The sequence below is a fragment of the Shinella sp. 20P9.1.1 genome, assembly GCF_057798995.1.
The window spans coordinates 108,577-126,436 of sequence record NZ_JBYOLC010000008.1; the positions used below are offsets into that span (position 1 = coordinate 108,577).

Consider the following 17,860-nt stretch of genomic DNA (forward strand, 5'->3'; position numbering starts at 1 on the left):
TGGCCGCAAGGCTGGTTCAAAGCGAAGTCCCGATTGTTCTCAAACGGAACAACCGGGACTTTTATTTAAACTTGGTTAAAGGATCGTTGCCACATTTCACCGAAATGCGCGACCCCTTCCAAAAAATCAGGCGGCCTGCTTCTTCGCCTTGATCAGGCCGCGGGCAACGAGCAGTTCCGCGATCTGGATGGCGTTGAGGGCGGCACCCTTGCGCAGGTTGTCGGAGACGACCCAGATGTTGAGGCCGTTTTCGACGGTCGCGTCCTCGCGGATACGCGAGATGTAGGTGGCGTCTTCACCGGCCGATTCGTAAGGCGTGATGTAGCCGCCGTTCTCGTGCTTGTCGATGACCTGGCAACCCGGTGCCTCGCGCAGGATGTCGCGGGCTTCGTCCGCCGTGATCTCGTTTTCGAACTCGATGTTGACGGATTCGGAATGGCCGATGAAGACCGGGACGCGCACGGCCGTGCAGGTCACCTTGATCTTCGGGTCGAGCATCTTCTTGGTCTCGGCGAGAACCTTCCACTCTTCCTTCGTGTAGCCGTCTTCCATGAAGCTATCGATATGCGGAATGACGTTGAAGGCGATGCGCTTGGTGAACTTCTTCGATTCGACCGGATCGGCGACGAAGACGGCGCGGGTCTGCTGGAACAGTTCGTCCATGCCTTCCTTGCCGGCGCCGGACACCGACTGGTAGGTCGAGACGACGACGCGCTTGATCTTGGCGCGGTCATGCAGCGGCTTCAGCGCGACGACGAGCTGGGCGGTCGAGCAATTCGGGTTGGCGATGATGTTCTTGCGGGTGAACAGGCTGATGGCGTCGGGGTTCACTTCCGGAACGATCAAGGGAACGTCGGCGTCGTAGCGCCAGGCCGAGGAGTTGTCGATGACGACGCAGCCCTGGGCGCCGATCTTCGGCGAATACTTCTGCGATACCGTGCCGCCGGCCGACATCAGGCAGATGTCCGTGTCGGAGAAATCGTAGTTTTCGAGGTTCTGCACCTTCAGCGTCTTGTCGCCGAAGGAGACTTCGGTGCCCTGGGAGCGGCTGGAAGCGAGCGCCACGACTTCATCAGCCGGGAAACCACGCTCGGAAAGGATGTTCAGCATTTCCCGGCCGACATTGCCGGTCGCGCCGGCGACTGCGATCTTGAAACCCATGACTAAAGCTCTCTTTCTCTGTCTCTCCGCGGGTTTTGGAGGGAAACCCGCCGGCCATGAGCGCGGGTTTCTGTCCCCGGCCATACCGGGGAGAGAGCGGTGGCCAGAGACGTCAGACGGTTTTCGTCGTCGTTTTGGCCATTGTTTTGGAAATCGATACGCAATAGCGAACCCGTCCGGCGTTGAAGGCCGGAGCGATCATGCGGGCGATGGACTGTCCAAAGCGGTACATGGCGGTTCCCTTGCGTGCGTGCTGAATACGCTCATCTGCCGAAGAGTCAAGCCTTGCGTGCCGGTTCGGACAAATCACGGCCGCTCCCTGCCTCCGACTTAAGTCCTACACCGAAAGTCATAAGTCCAAAGCAGTGCTGATGCGGCGTTTCGTTTTCTGCCATCCTTCCATCAGGCGCACCCTGTCCGATGTTTTTAGGGAGAAAGATCGGACCTCATACGGGCTGCCCCGACACGCCGTTTTTGTGGAGGACAAACAAATGGCAAATGTTTCGACGGTGGGCACCGCCAAGTCGGCGCCCATGACCGGCGAGCAGAAGAAGGTGATCTTCGCCTCTTCTCTCGGCACCGTTTTCGAGTGGTACGATTTCTATCTCTACGGCTCTTTGACGCTCTATATCGCGTCCGCTTTCTTCAGCCAGTATCCGGAAACGACGCGCAACATCTTCGCGCTGCTCGCCTTCGCCGCCGGCTTTCTGGTGCGCCCGTTCGGTGCGCTGGTGTTCGGCCGCCTCGGCGATCTCGTCGGGCGCAAATACACCTTCCTCGTCACCATTCTGATCATGGGCTTTTCGACCTTCGTCGTGGGCCTGCTGCCGGATGCCGCCACCATCGGCATCGCCGCTCCGATCATCCTGATCCTGCTGCGCATGCTGCAGGGCCTGGCGCTCGGCGGCGAGTATGGCGGTGCGGCGACCTATGTCGCCGAACATGCGCCGGATGGACGGCGCGGTTACTTCACCTCATGGATCCAGACGACGGCGACGCTCGGCCTGTTCCTGTCGCTTGTGGTCATTCTCGCCGTGCAGTTCCTTCTCGGCAAGGAAGCCTTCGCGGCCTGGGGCTGGCGCGTTCCGTTCTTGCTTTCAGCCGTTCTGCTCGGCGTTTCCGTATGGATCCGTCTCAAGATGAACGAATCGCCGGCCTTCGCGAAGATGAAGGAAGAGGGCAAGGGCTCCAAGGCACCGCTGACGGAAGCCTTCGGCCAGTGGCGCAATGCCAAGATCGCGCTGCTCGCGCTGTTCGGCGCCGTCGTCGGCCAGGCCGTCGTCTGGTATTCCGGCCAGTTCTACGCGCTGTTCTTCCTGACCGGCGTGCTGAAGGTGGACGGCCAGTCGGCCAATATCATGGTCGCCTGCTCGCTCCTGATCGGCACCGGCTTCTTCGTCTTCTTCGGCTGGCTGTCGGACAAGATCGGCCGCAAGCCGATCATCATGGCCGGCCTGCTGCTTGCCATGCTCACCTACTTCCCGCTGTTCAAGGCGTTGACCTGGGCCGGCAATCCGGCACTCGCCACGGCACAGGACACGGTCCGCGCGACCGTCACCGCAGCCCCCGGCGACTGCAAGTTCCAGTTCAACCCGACGGGCACGGCGAAGTTCACCACCTCGTGCGATATCGCGACCTCGTTCCTGACCCGCAACTCCGTGCCCTATGACGTCGTCACCACGGCGGCGGCCGGCACGGCGGCGACGGTGAAGATCGGCGAGCAGACGATCAACAGCTACGACGCTGTTGCTGCCGGTGATCAGGCCAAGGCGCTCGACGGCGCCTTCCAGAAGCAGACCAACATGGCGCTGCACGATGCCGGCTACCCGCTGGTCCGTGGCGTCGCAAAGGTGCCGGATGCGAAGCTTGACGCCTTCGTTGCCGCCAACCCGGAGCTGAAGCTCGATGCAGCGGCCATCCGCGCCGGTGAAAAGGCCAGCATGCCTGCCGCCGATCTCGTCTCCGGCAAGCTGCTGACGGCCGAGGAAGCCGCCGGCGTCACCGACATGGCCGTCTACTCGATTGCCGGCGGTGGTGCCTATACCATGGTCGCCGATCCGGCCCAGGTGAACTGGATCACGATCATCGCCGTGCTGACCGTGCTCGTGATCTATGTCACGATGGTCTACGGCCCGATCGCCGCGCTCTTGGTCGAACTGTTCCCGACCCGCATCCGCTACACCGGCATGTCGCTGCCCTATCATATCGGCAACGGCTGGTTCGGCGGTCTTTTGCCGGCAATGGCCTTCGCGATGAGCGCTGCCCAGGGCGATATCTACTACGGCCTGTGGTACCCGATCGTCTTTGCAGGCATCACGCTGGTCATCGGTCTTCTCTTCCTGCCGGAAACGAAGGACCGCGACATCCACGCCATGGATTGATCTCCCCCTTCCGAACAATCCTTGGCGGACCCGGCGCGTGGCAACACGCGCCGGGTTCTTCGTTTCAGGGTCTTGGCAGCATGGATTTCGGCAAGGGCCAGCCGCGCTCGTCGAAGCGGAAGAGCCAGTCCCTGCGGGCGAAGAAGAAGGCGGTGGCAACGGCCGTCCAGAGGCCGAGCAGCAGGCCGGCGGCGACATCGCTCGGATAATGCGCACCGACGATGATGCGCGAAAGGCCGATTACCAGCGCACCGAGCAGGAAGAGCGGCCGCAGGCGCGGCACGAGCATGGAAAACGCGCCGAAAAATGCCCCCACGGCCGCCGAATGGCCTGAGGGAAAGCTGGAATAGAGGTCGTTATAGGCGAAGGGCGTCAGGCTGTAGGCGCCATGGTCGGCAAACAGTTCCGGCCGCGCCCGGCCGACGAGCAATTTGACCAGATGCACGAGTGTGGTGGTCGCGCCTGTCGTCACGAAAAAATAGAGCGGCAGCCGCCACGCAGTCCGCGTTTTGCCCGTCAGCGTCTCGTTGCGGCTGATCCGGTGCGCGACATAGGCGAGGATGACGAGAAAGCCGGAGCCGTAGATCATCCAGCTGAACGTGCCGAAATCGGTGATGCGCTGGTTGAAGGTGACGACGGCGCCGGGAAGTCCCTGGGCGCGTTGCGAAATGGCGGGATCGAAGGGAAGAAGCGCCACGACGAGCACGACGGTGGCGGCGAGGATCCAGAGCGAGGAGGTCGCGAGCGATCGGTTCATGGTCATCCCTTGCAAATGGCGTCGCTTCCATGTGCTGGCGCAACGCGGCTTTTCAAGGGATGAAAACGAAAAAGGCTCCCGGAGCAGTTGCGCCGGGAGCCTTTTCAGCGACGGGTTTCGGCTCAGGCCGAGAGTGTCTTGAACGCCGCGAGGATGGCGTCGCCCATTTCGGTCGTGCCGACCTGCCGGCTGCCTTCCGACATGATGTCGCCGGTGCGGATACCGCTGTCGAGCACGTCGGCGATCGCCTTTTCGAGGTTGTCGGCTTCCGCGACCATGTTGAACGAGTAGCGCAGGCACATGGCGAAGGAGGCGATCATGGCGATCGGGTTGGCGATGCCCTTGCCGGCGATGTCGGGTGCCGAGCCGTGCACGGGCTCATAGAGCGCCTTACGCTGGCCCTTGGCGTCCGGCGCACCGAGCGAGGCCGACGGCAGCATGCCGAGCGAGCCGGTCAGCATGGCGGCGACGTCGGAGAGCATGTCGCCGAACAGGTTGTCCGTCACGATGACGTCGAACTGTTTTGGCGCACGGACGAGCTGCATGCCGCCGGCGTCGGCCAGCATGTGTTCCAGCTGTACGTCGGAATAGGCGCGCTTGTGCGTTTCGGTGACGACCTGGTTCCACAGAACGCCCGACTTCATGACGTTGCGCTTTTCCATCGAGCAGACGCGGTTGCCGCGCGTGCGGGCGAGTTCGAAGGCGACGCCGGCGATGCGTTCGATCTCGTAGGTGTCATAGACCTGCGTGTCGATGCCGCGCTTCTGGCCGTTGCCGAGATCGATGATTTCCTTCGGCTCGCCGAAATAGACGCCGCCCGTCAGTTCGCGCACGATGAGGATATCGAGGCCTTCGACGAGTTCCGGCTTCAGCGAGGACGCGTTGGCAAGCGCCGGGTAGCAGATGGCCGGGCGCAGGTTTGCGAAGAGCTTCAGGTCCTTGCGCAGGCGCAGCAGGCCGGCTTCCGGGCGCACCTCATAGGGAACGGCATCCCACTTCGGGCCGCCGACGGCGCCGAACAGCACGGCATCCGCCGCAAGCGCCTTCTCCATGTCGCCTTCCGAGATCGCCACGCCATGGGCGTCATAGGCCGAGCCGCCGACGAGGCCTTCGTCGGTCGTAAAACCGGCGCCGAGCTCGGCGTTCATATAGGCGATGATCTTGCGGACTTCCGCCATGGCTTCCGGGCCGATGCCGTCGCCGGGCAGGAGGAGGAGGTTACGCGCTGTCATGGGATTTTCCTTGATGTCACGAATGGGTCGCGCGCTTCTTAGCGCAACTTCCGTTCAAGGAAAATCGCCGAAACGAAAGAATTTTGCGCTGACGATTCAGCTCTGCCGGAGTGCCGTGACTTCGATTTCGATCCGCATTTCCGGCCGGATGAGATCGCAGACGACCATGGTGGCGGCTGGGCGGATCGTGCCGAAGGTTTCGCCGAGGATCGGGAAGACACGGTCGGCGAAGGCGGCTTCGGTCACGTAATAGTGGCAGCGCACGACATCCTCGAAGGAAAAGCCGGCATCGACCAAAACCTTGCCGATGGTGGCAAGGCAGTTGCGTGTCTGTTCCTCGACGCTGTCGGGCATGGTCATTGTGGCGTAGTCGTAGCCGGTCGTGCCGGAGACGAAGCACCAGTCGCCGGAAACGACGGCGCGCGAATAGCCCGCCGTCGCTTCGAAAGGAGAGCCGGACGAGATCAGCCGGCGCATTGCCTTATGCCCAGGGACGCGAGGACGCGTTCTGCTTCTCGAAGCTGTCGATCGCGGTCGCCTTTTCCAGCGTCAGGCCGATGTCGTCGAGGCCGTTCAGCAGGCAGTGGCGGCGGAAGGCGTCGATTTCGAAGCCGATGCGGCCGCCGTCGGGACCGGTGATTTCCTGGGCTTCGAGGTCGACGGTCAGGATGGCGTTGGAGCCGCGGCTGGCATCGTCCATCAGCTTGTCGAGGTCGTCCTGGCTGACGACGATCGGCAGGATGCCGTTCTTGAAACAGTTGTTGTAGAAGATGTCGGCAAAGCTGGTGGAGATGACGCAGCGGATACCGAAGTCGAGCAGCGCCCACGGCGCGTGCTCACGCGACGAGCCGCAGCCGAAATTGTCGCCGGCGACCAGGATCGTGGCGTTCTGGTAGGCGGGCTTGTTCAGCACGAAATCTTCGTTGACGCTGCCGTCTTCATGGTAGCGCGCTTCGGCGAAGAGGCCGGTGCCGAGGCCGGTGCGCTTGATCGTCTTCAGGTAATCCTTGGGAATGATCATGTCCGTGTCTATATTGACGACGGGGAGCGGCGCGGCGACGCCGGTCAGCTTGACGAACTTGTCCATGCGGAAACCCTCGAAATACGGTGGTGTGATTTTGCCAAGCGTTTAGATCAGTTTTCCCGGAATTTGAAGGGAAATCTTGATCAGGGGCCGCAAACGCAGTCGCCGGGCGCAAAAGAGGCGCCCGGATATCCTTATTCGGAGGAGACCTCGCTTAGAGGTCGATGATCGTCCCGCGGCCGTCGTTCCAGATGCGCGGCTCGCGCTGGCCGGGGGCCGCGCGATCGTTTCGCGCACGCGCCGTGGCGCGGACGGGTGCCGGCTGGAGCTTGCCTGCGAGCATGGAGCCGAGCATCAGCACGGCGAAGATGCCGGCGATGGCAAGGCCGATCGAGGCGGCGAACACGACGGTTGCGCCGGCGACCAGCATGGCGAAGACGGTGAAGAGGATGGAGCGGATACGCTGCATTTTGATTTGCCCTTTCTGCAAAGAGCAATGTGGGGACCGATTTTGTTCATTGCAAGGCCGAATCTTTGGGCGCTTGCCGCCTGCGGCAAAGCGCGGCACAAAGAGCGCATGAACAGGACCCCGCACCACCATCCGCTTCGCCTGCGCCGCTCGGTGCTGAGCGTTCCCGCCATCAATGCCAGGGCGCTTGCCAAGTCCGTAACGCTCGATTGCGATGTCGTTCTCTTCGATCTCGAAGATTCCGTTCTGCCGGAGAAGAAGGCGGAGGCGCGCGCGGCGCTGATCGCGCATTTCGCCACGCTCGACCGGTCCACCGGCCATGAGCATGTCATCCGCATCAACCCGCTTGACGGGCCGGATGGCGTGCTCGACCTCGAAGCGGTGCTGGACTGCATGCCCGATGCTGTGGTGCTGCCGAAGGTCGCCGAGCCGCAGGACGTGCTGACCGTTGCCGACTGGCTCTCCGAGGCCGGCGCCGATGACGACCGGGACTGGGGGCCACGGCTCTGGGCGATGATCGAGACGGCCGCCGGCCTTCTCAACCTCGCCGCCATCGCCGAGACGGGCCGCACGGAGGGCGGAAGGCTCGATTGTCTCGTCGTCGGTCTCAACGACCTGCGCAAGGAAACCGGCATTGCCGATATTGCCGGCCGCCCCTATCTCACGCCGCTGCTGCTTCAGGTGGTCGTCGCTGCGCGCGCCTACGGGCTCGATGTCATCGACGCCGTCTTCAACGATTTTGCGGATGCCGACGGTCTTGAGGCCGAATGCCGCCAGGGCCGGCAGATGGGTTTCGACGGCAAGATGCTGATACATCCGGCGCAGATCGCCACGGCCAATGCGGCCTATGGCGTCACGGAGGCCGAGGCTGCCGAAGCGCTGGCGATCGTCGCGGCCTTCGCCGCACCCGACAATGCGGGCAAGGCGGTTGTCACCATCGCCGGCCGCATGGTCGAAAAGCTCCATGCCGACCAGGCGGGCCGTCTGCTCGCCAAGGTCGACCTGATCAACGAGAGAAAGAGAACCGCATGAAAGTCTACCGTTTCCTCACCGCCGTCGACGACGCCTCCTTCTGCCACAAGGTGACGCTGGCGCTGAACAAGGGCTGGGAGCTGCACGGCTCGCCGACCTATGCCTACAATGCCGATGCCAAGGTCATGCAGTGCGGCCAGGCGGTCGTGAAGGACGTGCCGGGCAAGGAATATACGCCGGATATCAAGCTTTCCGAGCAATAGGCAGAAACATCGGTCGCGGCGTGTCAGCCCGCCGCGATTTCCGCGCTCGCCTCGATGCGCTCCATGTCGTCGTCCGACAGGCCGAAATGGTGGCCGATCTCGTGGATGAGCACGTGGGTGATGATGTCGCCGAGCGTTTCCTCGTTCTCCGCCCAGTAATCGAGGATCGGGCGGCGGTAGAGGGTAATGCGGTTCGGCATCTCGCCGGTCTCGACGGTGAAGCGCTCGCTGATGCCACGGCCCTCGAACAGGCCGAGCAGGTCGAAGGGCGTTTCGAGCGCCATGTCCTCGAAGACGTCGTCGCTCGGGAATTCGGCGATCTCGATGATGAGGTTGCCCGTCAGCGCGCGGAACTCTTCCGGCAGGTGACCATAGGACTCCAGCGCCAGCGATTCGAACGTGCTGATGGTCGGGGCATGGCGGTTGCGCCAATCCTCGGTCTGGTCAATGCGGGCCATGGGCTCTCCTTTGCCCGTCATATAGACGATTTCCAGGGTTTTTCGAGGGTACAATTGCAAAGCGCGCGGCTTCGGTCGCTGAAACCGGGCGGCTTGTACTCGATTCGGCCGCAGGGCCGTTCTGGATGTTTCGCCGGATTCAGAAATGCGCTCAGTGAAAACGGGGTTTTGCAACAATTCGTGATCGGTCAGTTTGACGCAGACGGAGGCCGCGCTGTCCACTGTCGTCGAACTGTAAGGTGCTGAAAAGACGATGATTCTAATCAAGATTAGAACGACTCTAAATTATTGAGTCAGCAAGCCTGACCTGTTCATTCTTGACACCCAATGTCCTCTTTTGCTTAATGCCGGAAATCCAGTGCTTAGCGTAAGACAGGCAAGACGAAATGCTCGTTTGCAGCTGCAATTTCATCACCGACACGGACATTGCCGACGTGGTCAACAGCCTCCTCGACGAGGACTGTTGGCAGCTGATCGTGCCTGCAAAGGTCTATCACGCGATGCAGAAGCGCGGTCGTTGCTGCGGCTGTTTCCCGAATGTCGTCGATATCATCATCCGCACCACGGAGCAGTATCACGCTCGCCGTGACTCGACGGGCGACGAGATATTTGATTTCATGACCCGCCTCAAACAATTCCATGAAGAAAACAGGAGAGCGGATCTTGAAAGGCGACAAAAGGGTCATCGAGCAGCTTAACGAAGCGCTCTATCTCGAGCTGGGTGCTGTCAACCAGTACTGGCTCCATTACCGCCTTCTCGAGGACTGGGGTTACACGCTTCTCGCCAAGAAGGAGCGTGCCGAGTCCATCGAAGAGATGCAGCACGCCGACAAGCTCGTCGCACGCATCATCTTCCTCGAAGGCCACCCGAACCTGCAGACGGTCGCACCGCTGCGCATCGGCCAGAACGTCAAGGAAGTCCTGGAAGCCGATCTCGCCGGCGAATACGACGCCCGCGCGGCCTACAAGAAGTCGCGCGACATCTGTCACGAGGCCGGCGACTACGTCACCATGAAGCTGTTCGAAGAACTGCTGATCGACGAAGAAGGCCATATCGACTTCCTCGAAACCCAGCTGGAGCTGCTCGGCAAGCTCGGAGAGGAAAAGTACGGCCAGCTCAACGCGGCCCCGGCCAACGAAGCCGAATAAGGGCCCGGCCCTTCGCGGCCAGCCACCCCGATCGATGAAAACCCCGGCTTGTCCGGGGTTTTTTCGTTTCCGGCCGTCGGCTTTTCAGCCTGTTCCCCCGGTAACAGGGGGGCTCGCGCCGGTGCCGCGCGCCCCCCTGTCAGTTCCCGCGGGAACAGGGGCGTGACTTTTTTTGCACAATATAGCCGGCAAGAACGCATGCAGCCCGCAGCGTTCGACTGAACAGACGACGCCGGTCCCCGCCCGAAAAGATGCAAAAAATCGCAACTTGACGTTGCTCTTGGCCCTGCTTAGGCATTGTCCATCTGGGCGCCTGGTCAGGCATCTCTTCTCGGACCGCGATGCCTTCCGAGACGGCTTGGATGAGATCGTGGACGCCGGCGCATGTCCAGAAGGCTAGATCAGGAGACCTGAATGGGTACGGTAATAGGTACGGATGGCGTCGACAATCTGCTCGGCAGCGATCTCGAAGACGATTTCATCATGGCGCTCGGCGGCGCCGACAAGATCAACGGCGGCATGGGTAAAGACCAGATCATGGGCGGTGCCGGCGACGACACGGCCAATGGTTCCTTCCAGGACGACTTCCTCATGGGAGACGAGGGCAAGGACACGCTTTACGGCGACAGCGGCAACGACATGTTCGATGGCGGTGCGGGTGCCGACACGCTCTATGGCGGTTCAGGCCGTGACATGTTCATGCTCAACCGGCTGCAGACCGCGTCAGGCGACGTCGTCAACGGCGGTTCAGGCACCGACATTCTGAGCCTCGACTATTCCGATCAGGCAACCGGCCTCAACATAACGATCAAGGACTGGATTTCGCCGCAGGTGCTGACAGGCAATGTCACCGCGGTGCAGGTCGAGAGCTTCCAGATCACCGGCACGGATTTTGCCGACAAGATCACCGGCGGCAACTACACCGACATTCTGACGGGTGGTCTCGGCAATGACATCCTTTCCGGTGGCCGCGGCATGGACATACTGAGCGGCGACGAGGGCCAGGATACGCTACGGGGCGGCTACGGCCTGGATCTCATCGACGGTGGTGCCGATGACGATCTCATCTACGGCGACCAGGGCGAGGATATTCTCCAAGGTGGCGCCGGCAACGATACCGTTTATGGCGGCACCGGCATGGATTTCATCAATGGCGATGCCGGCAACGACAAGCTCTATGGCGATGCCGGTGACGATCTTATCGATGGTGGGGCCGGTAACGATACGATCAACGGCGGTTCCGGTAACGACACCGTGACCTATAAATATGGTGAGGGTAAAGACACCATCACCGATACGAGCGGCAGCGACCGCCTGGTGCTCGATGCCTTTACCGGCAACTTCACGGCCAAGGCGGCGACCGTCGTCAACACGATCGGCGGCGGCACGACCATTTCGGGCTTCGAGCACTATACGGTCAACGCGACCGGTAGCGGCGCCAACACGATCACGACGCTTGCCGGCAACGATGTCATCAATTCCGGGGCCGGCAACGATGTCGTAAATGCCGGTGACGGCAGCAACCGTGTCGATGCCGGCCTGGGCAAGGACAAGGTCACGACCGGCGCGGGTGCCGACTATGTGCTCCTCGGTGACGGCGGTGCCGATACGGCCGATGGCGGCAAGGGCATCGACACGGTCTCTGTCGATCGCAAGACCGCGACAGCGGCCCTGACCTTCGAGGCGACGAGTGCCTCCGCCAAGATCAGCGACGGCACGGTGCTGAAGAACTTTGAGACGATCGAGGTTGCCTTCGGTTCGGGCAATGACGTCGTCAAATCGGTCGGCTCAGCCAGCAGCGTGCGCTTCTACGGCTTTGCCGGCAACGATACGCTGATCGGCACGGCCGGTGCGGACGTGCTCGATGGCGGCAAGGGCAATGACAAGCTGACATCGGGTGCGGGCAACGATACTCTCTACGATAACGGCGGCACCAACACGATCAATGCCGGCGACGGCAACGACGTGGTGCGCGTCGGCGACCTGGGCTCGTCGATCGGCCACAACACGGTCGATCTCGGCGCGGGCAATGACAGCTTCTACCGCACGGCCTCCACCGGCAAGCTGACGCTCAACGGCGGCGCAGGTACGGACTTCGCCTCCATCGATTTCAGCAAATATTCCTCGGGCATCACCTTCAAGGTGGCGCCGAGCGTCGTCGTCGCCGGCACGCCGGTTACGGTGAACAATATCGAGCGCGTCGCGCTTTACGGCGGGACGGGCAATGATGTCTTTACCGGCGGTTCGCTGAATGACGAGCTGCGCGGCGGTGCCGGCACCGACACGCTGACGGGCGGTGCCGGCAACGACATCCTCTCGGGCGATGCCGGCAATGACACGCTGCGTGGTGGCGACGGCAACGACACGCTCTATGGCGACGGTCTCAACAAGACCGGCGGCCGCGACAAGCTCTATGCGGAGGCTGGCAACGACACCGTCTATGCCGGCATCGGTGATACCGCCGACGGCGGCATCGGTACCGACACCCTTGATCTCGATGTTGCCGAGCAGACGAAGGATATCAGCTTCAAGTTCACCACCGGCAAGGTGACTGTCGATGCCACGACCAGCTTCAACGCCTTCGAAACACTCGTCTATGACGGCTCAAAGGGCAAGGACACGGTCACCGGCGGCAGCCTCAACGACAAGCTGTTCGGCAATGCCGGCAACGACGTGCTGCATGGTGCCGATGGTCATGACTGGCTGGAAGACGGTGCCGGCGACGACCTGCTGTTCGGCGATGCCGGCCATGACACGCTCGTTCGCACCGCCTTCACCGGCAAGGACGTCTTCGACGGCGGTTCCGGCCAGGACACGCTGATGTTCAAGGACGGTCCGACCTCCGTGGTCCTCGATCTGGAAAACCAGGCGAAGAATAAGGGCCTTGCCCTTGGTCTCACCGTCAAGAATGTCGAGATTATCCACGGCAGCAGCGCCGACGACGATATCCGGGGCGATGCCGGCGCCAACACGCTCTATGGCGGCGGCGCCGACGACGTGCTGCAAGGCCGTGGCGGCGACGACATGCTCTCCGGTGGCGCGGGCGACGACTGGCTCACCGGCGGTTCCGGCAAGGATCTGTTCATCTTCAACCTCGAAGGCCGGGACGGCGAGGGTGACGTCATCACTGACTTCACCCGCGGCCAGGACAAGCTGATGATCGATCGCAGCGACTATGGCATCGCATCCGGTGATGCGACCGTCACGCTGGTCGTCGGTGCCGATCCGGTGGCGACATCGAGCAAGGGCACGTTCCTGTTCGAGAGCGACAACGGTCGCCTGTGGTTCGACGCTGACGGCAAGGGTTCGGACGCGGATCTCGAACTGGTTGCCACGCTGCAGGGCATCAAGACGCTCTCGACGAGCGACTTCGGCTTCCTCTGATCACGTCAGACCGAAGAGAACCCTCCCCGGCTCGCCCTGGGGAGGGTTTTTGCATTCAGGGCGCGAGATGCGCGAAGGCGGCGACGACCTCTTCATAGACCTTGCGCTTGAAGGGCACGATGAGCTCGGGCAGCTCCCGCATCGGCTTCCAGCCCCATTCGTCGAATTCCGGCTCGTGGCCGCCCGGTGGCGGGTTGATGGCGATCTCGCTTTCGGCCCCTTCGAAGCGGAAGGCGTACCAGCGCTGCGTCTGGCCGCGGAACTTGCCCTTGAGGCCGATGCCGATCAGGTGCTCCGGGAGGTCGTAATTGATCCAGCGCCCCGCGTCCGCCAGCAGCGAGACGCTCTTCATGCCGGTTTCCTCGTAGAGTTCGCGATAGGCGGCTTCCAGCGGATCTTCGCCCTTGTCGATGCCGCCCTGCGGCATCTGCCACAGCTGCGGCGAGCCGTCATATTCGGAATTGCCGATGGCGATGCGCCGGCCGGCCCAGACCTTGTTGTCCGCATTCAGCACCATGATGCCGACGCAGGGGCGGTAGGGCAGATCCTCGGCCCTGATCACCCTGTCTTTGTCCTTGCCCATCGAAAGGTCCTATTGTTTGGCGGGGATATCCGCGAGCGATGCGACGCCGACGATCTCGATGCCGCGGCCGCCTGCTTCCTCGCACCATTCGCGAATGGCGTCCACACTCTCGTCGAAGGCCGAGGCGATGCCGATGGCCGTGCCGTTGCGCCGCGCGATGCGTTCCAGCTCATCGAGCTTCTTCAGCACCGATTCGCGCGACAGGTCGGCATCGAGCTGGAGATCGGCGAAAGCATGCGATGCCTCGACGGCGCCGGCAATCGTGCCGGAGAGCGACTGCGCCGAACTGCCGTCGTCGAGGAAGAGCAGGCCGCGGCTGGCGACATCGCGCATGACGGGCTCCAGGGCGTCCGCATCCGACAGGAAGCGCCCGCCCATGAAGTTCACGATGCCGGTATAGTTGGTGGTCTTCGCCATGGCGCGGTGCAGCTCGGCGAGGTTCTTGGCTTCGCTGAGATCGGTGCGCAGCGTGTGCGGGCCGGGATCGTTCTCCGGGTAATCGAAGGGCTCGAAGGGCACCTGCAACAGGATTTCGTGGCCGTCGCGGCGGGCTTCCTGCATCCAGCGCGGCAGGCTGTTTCCGCTGGCCGCGAAGGCGAGCGTCACTTCACCCGGCAATTCCTTGATGGCGCGCTGCGTGCCCGTCTGGCTGAGGCCGAGGCCGCCGACGACGATGGCGATGCGCGTGCCGCGCGCACCCGACCAGGGCCGGGCGTATTGATCCATCGGCCGTGTGCCGTCGAGGCCGATCACGGGGATCTTGCCGTCCGACGTATCCTCCAGCAAGTCCTCGTTCGGGAAGGCGGCCGTGCGCGAATCCTGGCCGACGCCGCTGGCTTCGATGATGAGCGGGCCGGACCCTGTGCGCCCGCCGGGCTTGTAGGTGCGCACGACATTGCCGTCATCGGTCAGCGTTTCCTCGACGCGTGCGCCTGATAGCCCTGATGTGCGGGGTACACGTTCCTTGGCTATGGCGACCTTCTGGTCGGCCTTGGTGTCAGCGGTCTGGTTGTTATTGGCAGTTTCTTCTGCGGGTAAGGGCAGCGGCGTTGTGATGAGGCCGCTCGGCGCCAAGGCCGTCCAGCCGGAAAAGCCGAGAAGGGCGGTGACGGCGAGGGCAAACACGACATTGCCGACGGAGAACCGTGACGGTCCCGCCGGTTGCGGCCTTGCCTTGCGGTCCTGGCCGAGCGGTGCGTGAATGTCTGTGCCCAAGGTCAGTCCGCGCTGGCCGAAGCTGCATAAGGACATCCGGGCCCGTGCGGTGACGGGCCCGGATGAGGGGGATTAGTTCTTCAGCTCGGCCTTTTCCGGATTGGCCGGAAACGCCTTGTCGGTCTTCTGGCCGCGCAGCAGTTCCAGCGCGTACTGAAGCTGCACGTCGTCCTTGGCTTCCGGCGGCACATAGGCGGCCGAACCGGAGCCCTGATCCGTCTCGCTCTGGCCCTGGATATGGCCGCGCAGGCTGGATTCACCCGCGGTTTCCAGCTTGCCCTGCAGATCGGCCGGCAGCGGCTGTTCGACCGTGATGTCGGGCGTAATACCCGTGCCCTGGATCGATTTGCCCGACGGCGTGTAGTAGAGCGCGGTCGTCAGGCGAAGCGCACCGGCGTCGCCCATCGGAATAATGGTCTGGACCGAACCCTTGCCGAAGGAGCGCGTGCCGAGCACGGTGGCGCGGCGCAGATCCTGCAGCGCGCCTGCGACGATCTCCGAGGCCGAAGCCGAGCCGCCGTTGACCAGCACGATGACGGGCTTGCCGTCGGCATCGTCGCCTGGCGTCGCGTTGAAGCGGCGGGTTTCGTCCTCGTTGCGGCCACGGGTCGAAACGACCTCGCCACGCTCCAGGAAGGCGTCGGACACGTTGATCGCCTGGTCGAGCAGACCGCCCGGATTGAGGCGCAGGTCGAGCACGTAGCCCTTCAGCTTGTCTTCCGGAACTTCCTTCTTGATCTTGGTAATCGCGGCTTCCAGGTCGTCATAGGTCTTCTCCGTGAAGGAGATGACGCGCAGATAACCGACATCGCCTTCCACGCGGGACTTCACGGCCCGGACGGCGATGATGTCGCGCATGATGGTGAGTTCGATCGGCTTGTCGGCGCCCTTGCGGATCAGCGTCAGCTTGATCGGCGTGTTGACGGCGCCGCGCATCTTCTCGACGGCTTCTTCCAGCTTCAGGCCGCGCACGTCGGTACCGTCGATCTTCGCGATGAAGTCGCCGGCCAGCACGCCGGCACGGGCAGCCGGCGTGTCGTCGATCGGGGTGATGACCTTGACGAGTTCGTCTTCCATCGTGACTTCGATGCCGAGGCCGCCGAATTCGCCGCGCGTCTGGGTGCGCATGTCCTCGGCGTCCTTGGCATTCATATATGAGGAATGCGGGTCGAGCGAGGAGAGCATGCCGTTGATGGCGTTCTCGATCAGCTGGTCTTCCTTCGGCGGCGTCACGTACTGCGCGCGCACACGCTCGAACACGTCGCCGAAGATGGACAGCTCGCGATAGGTCGACGAGCCGGCGGCTTCGGCGGGCAACGTTGCCGTGTTGATGACGCTCATGGCCGTCGCACCCATGAGTGCACCGACGAGAACGAGTGAAGCCCTACGAATCATTGCGTGCCTTTCCAGAATATTTGGCGGACCACCACGGCTGGGAATCAACCGGTTTTCCGTTCTTTCGGAATTCAATGTAAAGTGTCGGCTTGTCTGTTTCCAGCGTCAAAGCATTGACACTCGCAACCCTTTTTTCACCCATCACGGCGAGCGGTTCACCCGCCACGACGAACTGACCCTCACGCACATTCACCTTGTCCATGCCCGAAAGCACCAGATGGTAGCCCTCGCCGGCATTCAGGATGATCATGCGTCCATAACTGCGAAACGTTCCGGCAAAGACGATCCATCCATCAGACGGTGCCGTGACGAGGGCGCCCGCATTGGTCGCCAGCGTCATGCCCTGCGAATCATGGCCGGTACCGTCAGCGTCACCGAACCGGCGCAGCACGTCGCCGGCCACGGGATAGTCGAGTTTTGCCTGCAATTCCTGAAATTCGTATGCGGGAGCAATGCGGTTTTTGTCGGGCACGCTATCGCGGGCGAGCGCCCGCGCCTTCTCGCGCTCGGCGTCCGACTGGTTGCGCCGCGCCTCCTCCTGGGACTTGGCAAGCGCTGCGGCATCGCGCACCGAGCCGATCTCCTGCTCGAGGCTGCCGATCAGGCCCTCGAGGCTCGAGGCACGCGCCGCGAGCTCTTCGGCGCGGCGGCGCTCGGCGGCGAGCGTGCGGTTGTTGGTCGTGGCAAGCGTCTCGTTCTCGGCGATCAGCAGCTCGGAGCGCTTCTCCTCCTCGAGCCTGAGCTGCATGGCGTCGGTCAGTTCGGTGTGCTCTCGGTCGATGTCGCTCTTGATGTCCATCAGCGCGGAGAGATCGTCGATGAGCCCATCGGTCTCCTTGCGGATGCCTGGCACCACGGCGCCGAGCAGGATGGCGCTGCGCACCGACGACAGGGCATCGTCCGGCGTCACGAGCAGCGCCGGCGGCGGGTTACGGCCCATGCGCTGGAGGGCGGCGAGCACTTCGGCGAGCAGGCCGCGGCGATCATGCAGCGAGGCGCGCACGCCCGCTTCCCGCTCGCGCATGCCTTCCAGCCGCTTTTCGCCGGCGAGGATCTTCTCTTCCATGTCCTTGCGCATGGCCGCGGATTTCACGATCTCGCCGCGCAGCGTCTGGCGTGATTTGTCGAGTTTGGCGATTTCGGCTTCCAGCGCCTTGGTCTTCTCGTCGGAGACGGTGATCGACTGGGACAGCGTTTCCAGTTCGCGGCGCGTGCTGTCGCGGCGCAGCGACAGAGCGGCGGCGGGATCGACCTCGGCCTTCGGCAGGGAACCGGTCGTAACGGCGGCCTCGTTCGGCTCGGCGGCGATGGGATGGGGCAGGAGGGCAAGCGATAGCACAGCCGAAAGCAGCGCCGGCCGCAGCAGGCGGCTGACGTCTCCACCGGGAAAGGCTTTGCCGGTTTTCCTCATCGTTTC

17 protein-coding genes are annotated in these 17,860 nt (G+C 62.9%); 6 read left to right on the top strand and 11 right to left on the bottom strand.

The features are described from left to right. Nucleotides 1–126: 126 nt before the first annotated feature. Nucleotides 127–1,161 carry an aspartate-semialdehyde dehydrogenase gene (locus tag AC27VQ_RS15460; protein ID WP_313524069.1) on the bottom strand — a complete coding sequence of 345 codons (1,035 nt, stop codon included), beginning with the start codon at nucleotides 1,159–1,161 and terminating at the stop codon, nucleotides 127–129. A 491-nt stretch (nucleotides 1,162–1,652) separates the two neighbouring features. Here AC27VQ_RS15460 and AC27VQ_RS15465 point away from each other — a divergent pair, with 491 nt between their 5' ends. Beyond that, on the top strand, nucleotides 1,653–3,542 hold the full coding sequence (locus AC27VQ_RS15465) for an MFS transporter (protein WP_488716952.1): 1,890 nt from the start codon (nucleotides 1,653–1,655) through the stop codon (nucleotides 3,540–3,542). Between the two features lie 64 nt (nucleotides 3,543–3,606). On the opposite strand, the gene AC27VQ_RS15470 is transcribed toward AC27VQ_RS15465, so the two are convergent. The 5 genes from AC27VQ_RS15470 to AC27VQ_RS15490 all read right to left on the bottom strand — a co-directional run bounded on the left by AC27VQ_RS15470 (nucleotide 3,607) and on the right by AC27VQ_RS15490 (nucleotide 7,024). Continuing rightward, a complete protein-coding gene (locus AC27VQ_RS15470) occupies nucleotides 3,607–4,299 on the bottom strand; it encodes a phosphatase PAP2 family protein (RefSeq protein ID WP_488716953.1) in 693 nt (230 codons plus the stop codon). A 122-nt stretch (nucleotides 4,300–4,421) separates the two neighbouring features. Then, nucleotides 4,422–5,531: a 3-isopropylmalate dehydrogenase gene (leuB, locus tag AC27VQ_RS15475; protein ID WP_313524077.1), complete on the bottom strand. Its 1,110-nt coding sequence runs from the start codon at nucleotides 5,529–5,531 to the stop codon at nucleotides 4,422–4,424. A gap of 96 nt (nucleotides 5,532–5,627) precedes the next feature. Further along, entirely contained in the window at nucleotides 5,628–6,008 is a 381-nt protein-coding gene (locus AC27VQ_RS15480) for a RidA family protein (RefSeq protein WP_488716954.1), read from the bottom strand. Nucleotides 6,009–6,012: 4 nt separating this feature from the next. Beyond that, nucleotides 6,013–6,618: a 3-isopropylmalate dehydratase small subunit gene (gene leuD, locus AC27VQ_RS15485; RefSeq protein ID WP_421590028.1), complete on the bottom strand. Its 606-nt coding sequence runs from the start codon at nucleotides 6,616–6,618 to the stop codon at nucleotides 6,013–6,015. Nucleotides 6,619–6,769: 151 nt separating this feature from the next. Next, nucleotides 6,770–7,024 carry a hypothetical protein gene (locus AC27VQ_RS15490; protein ID WP_488716955.1) on the bottom strand — a complete coding sequence of 85 codons (255 nt, stop codon included), beginning with the start codon at nucleotides 7,022–7,024 and terminating at the stop codon, nucleotides 6,770–6,772. A gap of 108 nt (nucleotides 7,025–7,132) precedes the next feature. Between AC27VQ_RS15490 and AC27VQ_RS15495 the strand changes: the two genes are divergently transcribed. Both AC27VQ_RS15495 and AC27VQ_RS15500 read left to right on the top strand, forming a co-directional pair. Beyond that, nucleotides 7,133–8,056 (top strand): HpcH/HpaI aldolase/citrate lyase family protein, encoded by a 924-nt coding sequence (locus tag AC27VQ_RS15495; protein WP_488716956.1) that lies wholly within the window; start codon nucleotides 7,133–7,135, stop codon nucleotides 8,054–8,056. Further along, nucleotides 8,053–8,259, top strand: a complete 207-nt coding sequence (locus AC27VQ_RS15500) for a DUF1737 domain-containing protein (RefSeq protein WP_313524092.1) — start codon at nucleotides 8,053–8,055, stop codon at nucleotides 8,257–8,259. The genes AC27VQ_RS15495 and AC27VQ_RS15500 overlap by 4 nt, the downstream gene beginning before the upstream one ends. Before the next feature lie 23 nt (nucleotides 8,260–8,282). On the opposite strand, the gene AC27VQ_RS15505 is transcribed toward AC27VQ_RS15500, so the two are convergent. Next, nucleotides 8,283–8,717, bottom strand: coding sequence for a metallopeptidase family protein (locus AC27VQ_RS15505; protein WP_313524094.1), 435 nt, complete (start codon nucleotides 8,715–8,717; stop codon nucleotides 8,283–8,285). A gap of 386 nt (nucleotides 8,718–9,103) precedes the next feature. Between AC27VQ_RS15505 and AC27VQ_RS15510 the strand changes: the two genes are divergently transcribed. The 3 genes from AC27VQ_RS15510 to AC27VQ_RS15520 all read left to right on the top strand — a co-directional run bounded on the left by AC27VQ_RS15510 (nucleotide 9,104) and on the right by AC27VQ_RS15520 (nucleotide 13,250). Next, nucleotides 9,104–9,415, top strand: coding sequence for a (2Fe-2S)-binding protein (locus AC27VQ_RS15510; protein WP_313524097.1), 312 nt, complete (start codon nucleotides 9,104–9,106; stop codon nucleotides 9,413–9,415). Then, nucleotides 9,381–9,866, top strand: a complete 486-nt coding sequence (gene bfr / locus AC27VQ_RS15515) for a bacterioferritin (protein ID WP_421590032.1) — start codon at nucleotides 9,381–9,383, stop codon at nucleotides 9,864–9,866. The genes AC27VQ_RS15510 and bfr overlap by 35 nt, the downstream gene beginning before the upstream one ends. 414 nt (nucleotides 9,867–10,280) lie before the next feature. Then, complete coding sequence (locus tag AC27VQ_RS15520) at nucleotides 10,281–13,250, top strand: calcium-binding protein (RefSeq protein ID WP_488716957.1); 2,970 nt, start codon at nucleotides 10,281–10,283, stop codon at nucleotides 13,248–13,250. Nucleotides 13,251–13,305: 55 nt separating this feature from the next. On the opposite strand, the gene AC27VQ_RS15525 is transcribed toward AC27VQ_RS15520, so the two are convergent. The 4 genes from AC27VQ_RS15525 to AC27VQ_RS15540 all read right to left on the bottom strand — a co-directional run bounded on the left by AC27VQ_RS15525 (nucleotide 13,306) and on the right by AC27VQ_RS15540 (nucleotide 17,809). Beyond that, on the bottom strand, nucleotides 13,306–13,833 hold the full coding sequence (locus AC27VQ_RS15525) for an RNA pyrophosphohydrolase (protein WP_421590035.1): 528 nt from the start codon (nucleotides 13,831–13,833) through the stop codon (nucleotides 13,306–13,308). 9 nt (nucleotides 13,834–13,842) lie between these two features. Beyond that, on the bottom strand, nucleotides 13,843–15,048 hold the full coding sequence (locus tag AC27VQ_RS15530; RefSeq protein ID WP_488716958.1) for a divergent polysaccharide deacetylase family protein: 1,206 nt from the start codon (nucleotides 15,046–15,048) through the stop codon (nucleotides 13,843–13,845). Between the two features lie 72 nt (nucleotides 15,049–15,120). Continuing rightward, complete coding sequence (locus AC27VQ_RS15535) at nucleotides 15,121–16,443, bottom strand: S41 family peptidase (protein WP_488716959.1); 1,323 nt, start codon at nucleotides 16,441–16,443, stop codon at nucleotides 15,121–15,123. Next, entirely contained in the window at nucleotides 16,433–17,809 is a 1,377-nt protein-coding gene (locus AC27VQ_RS15540) for a murein hydrolase activator EnvC family protein (RefSeq protein WP_488717064.1), read from the bottom strand. Before AC27VQ_RS15540 ends, AC27VQ_RS15535 begins: the two co-directional genes overlap by 11 nt. Between the last annotated feature and the right edge of the window lie 51 nt (nucleotides 17,810–17,860).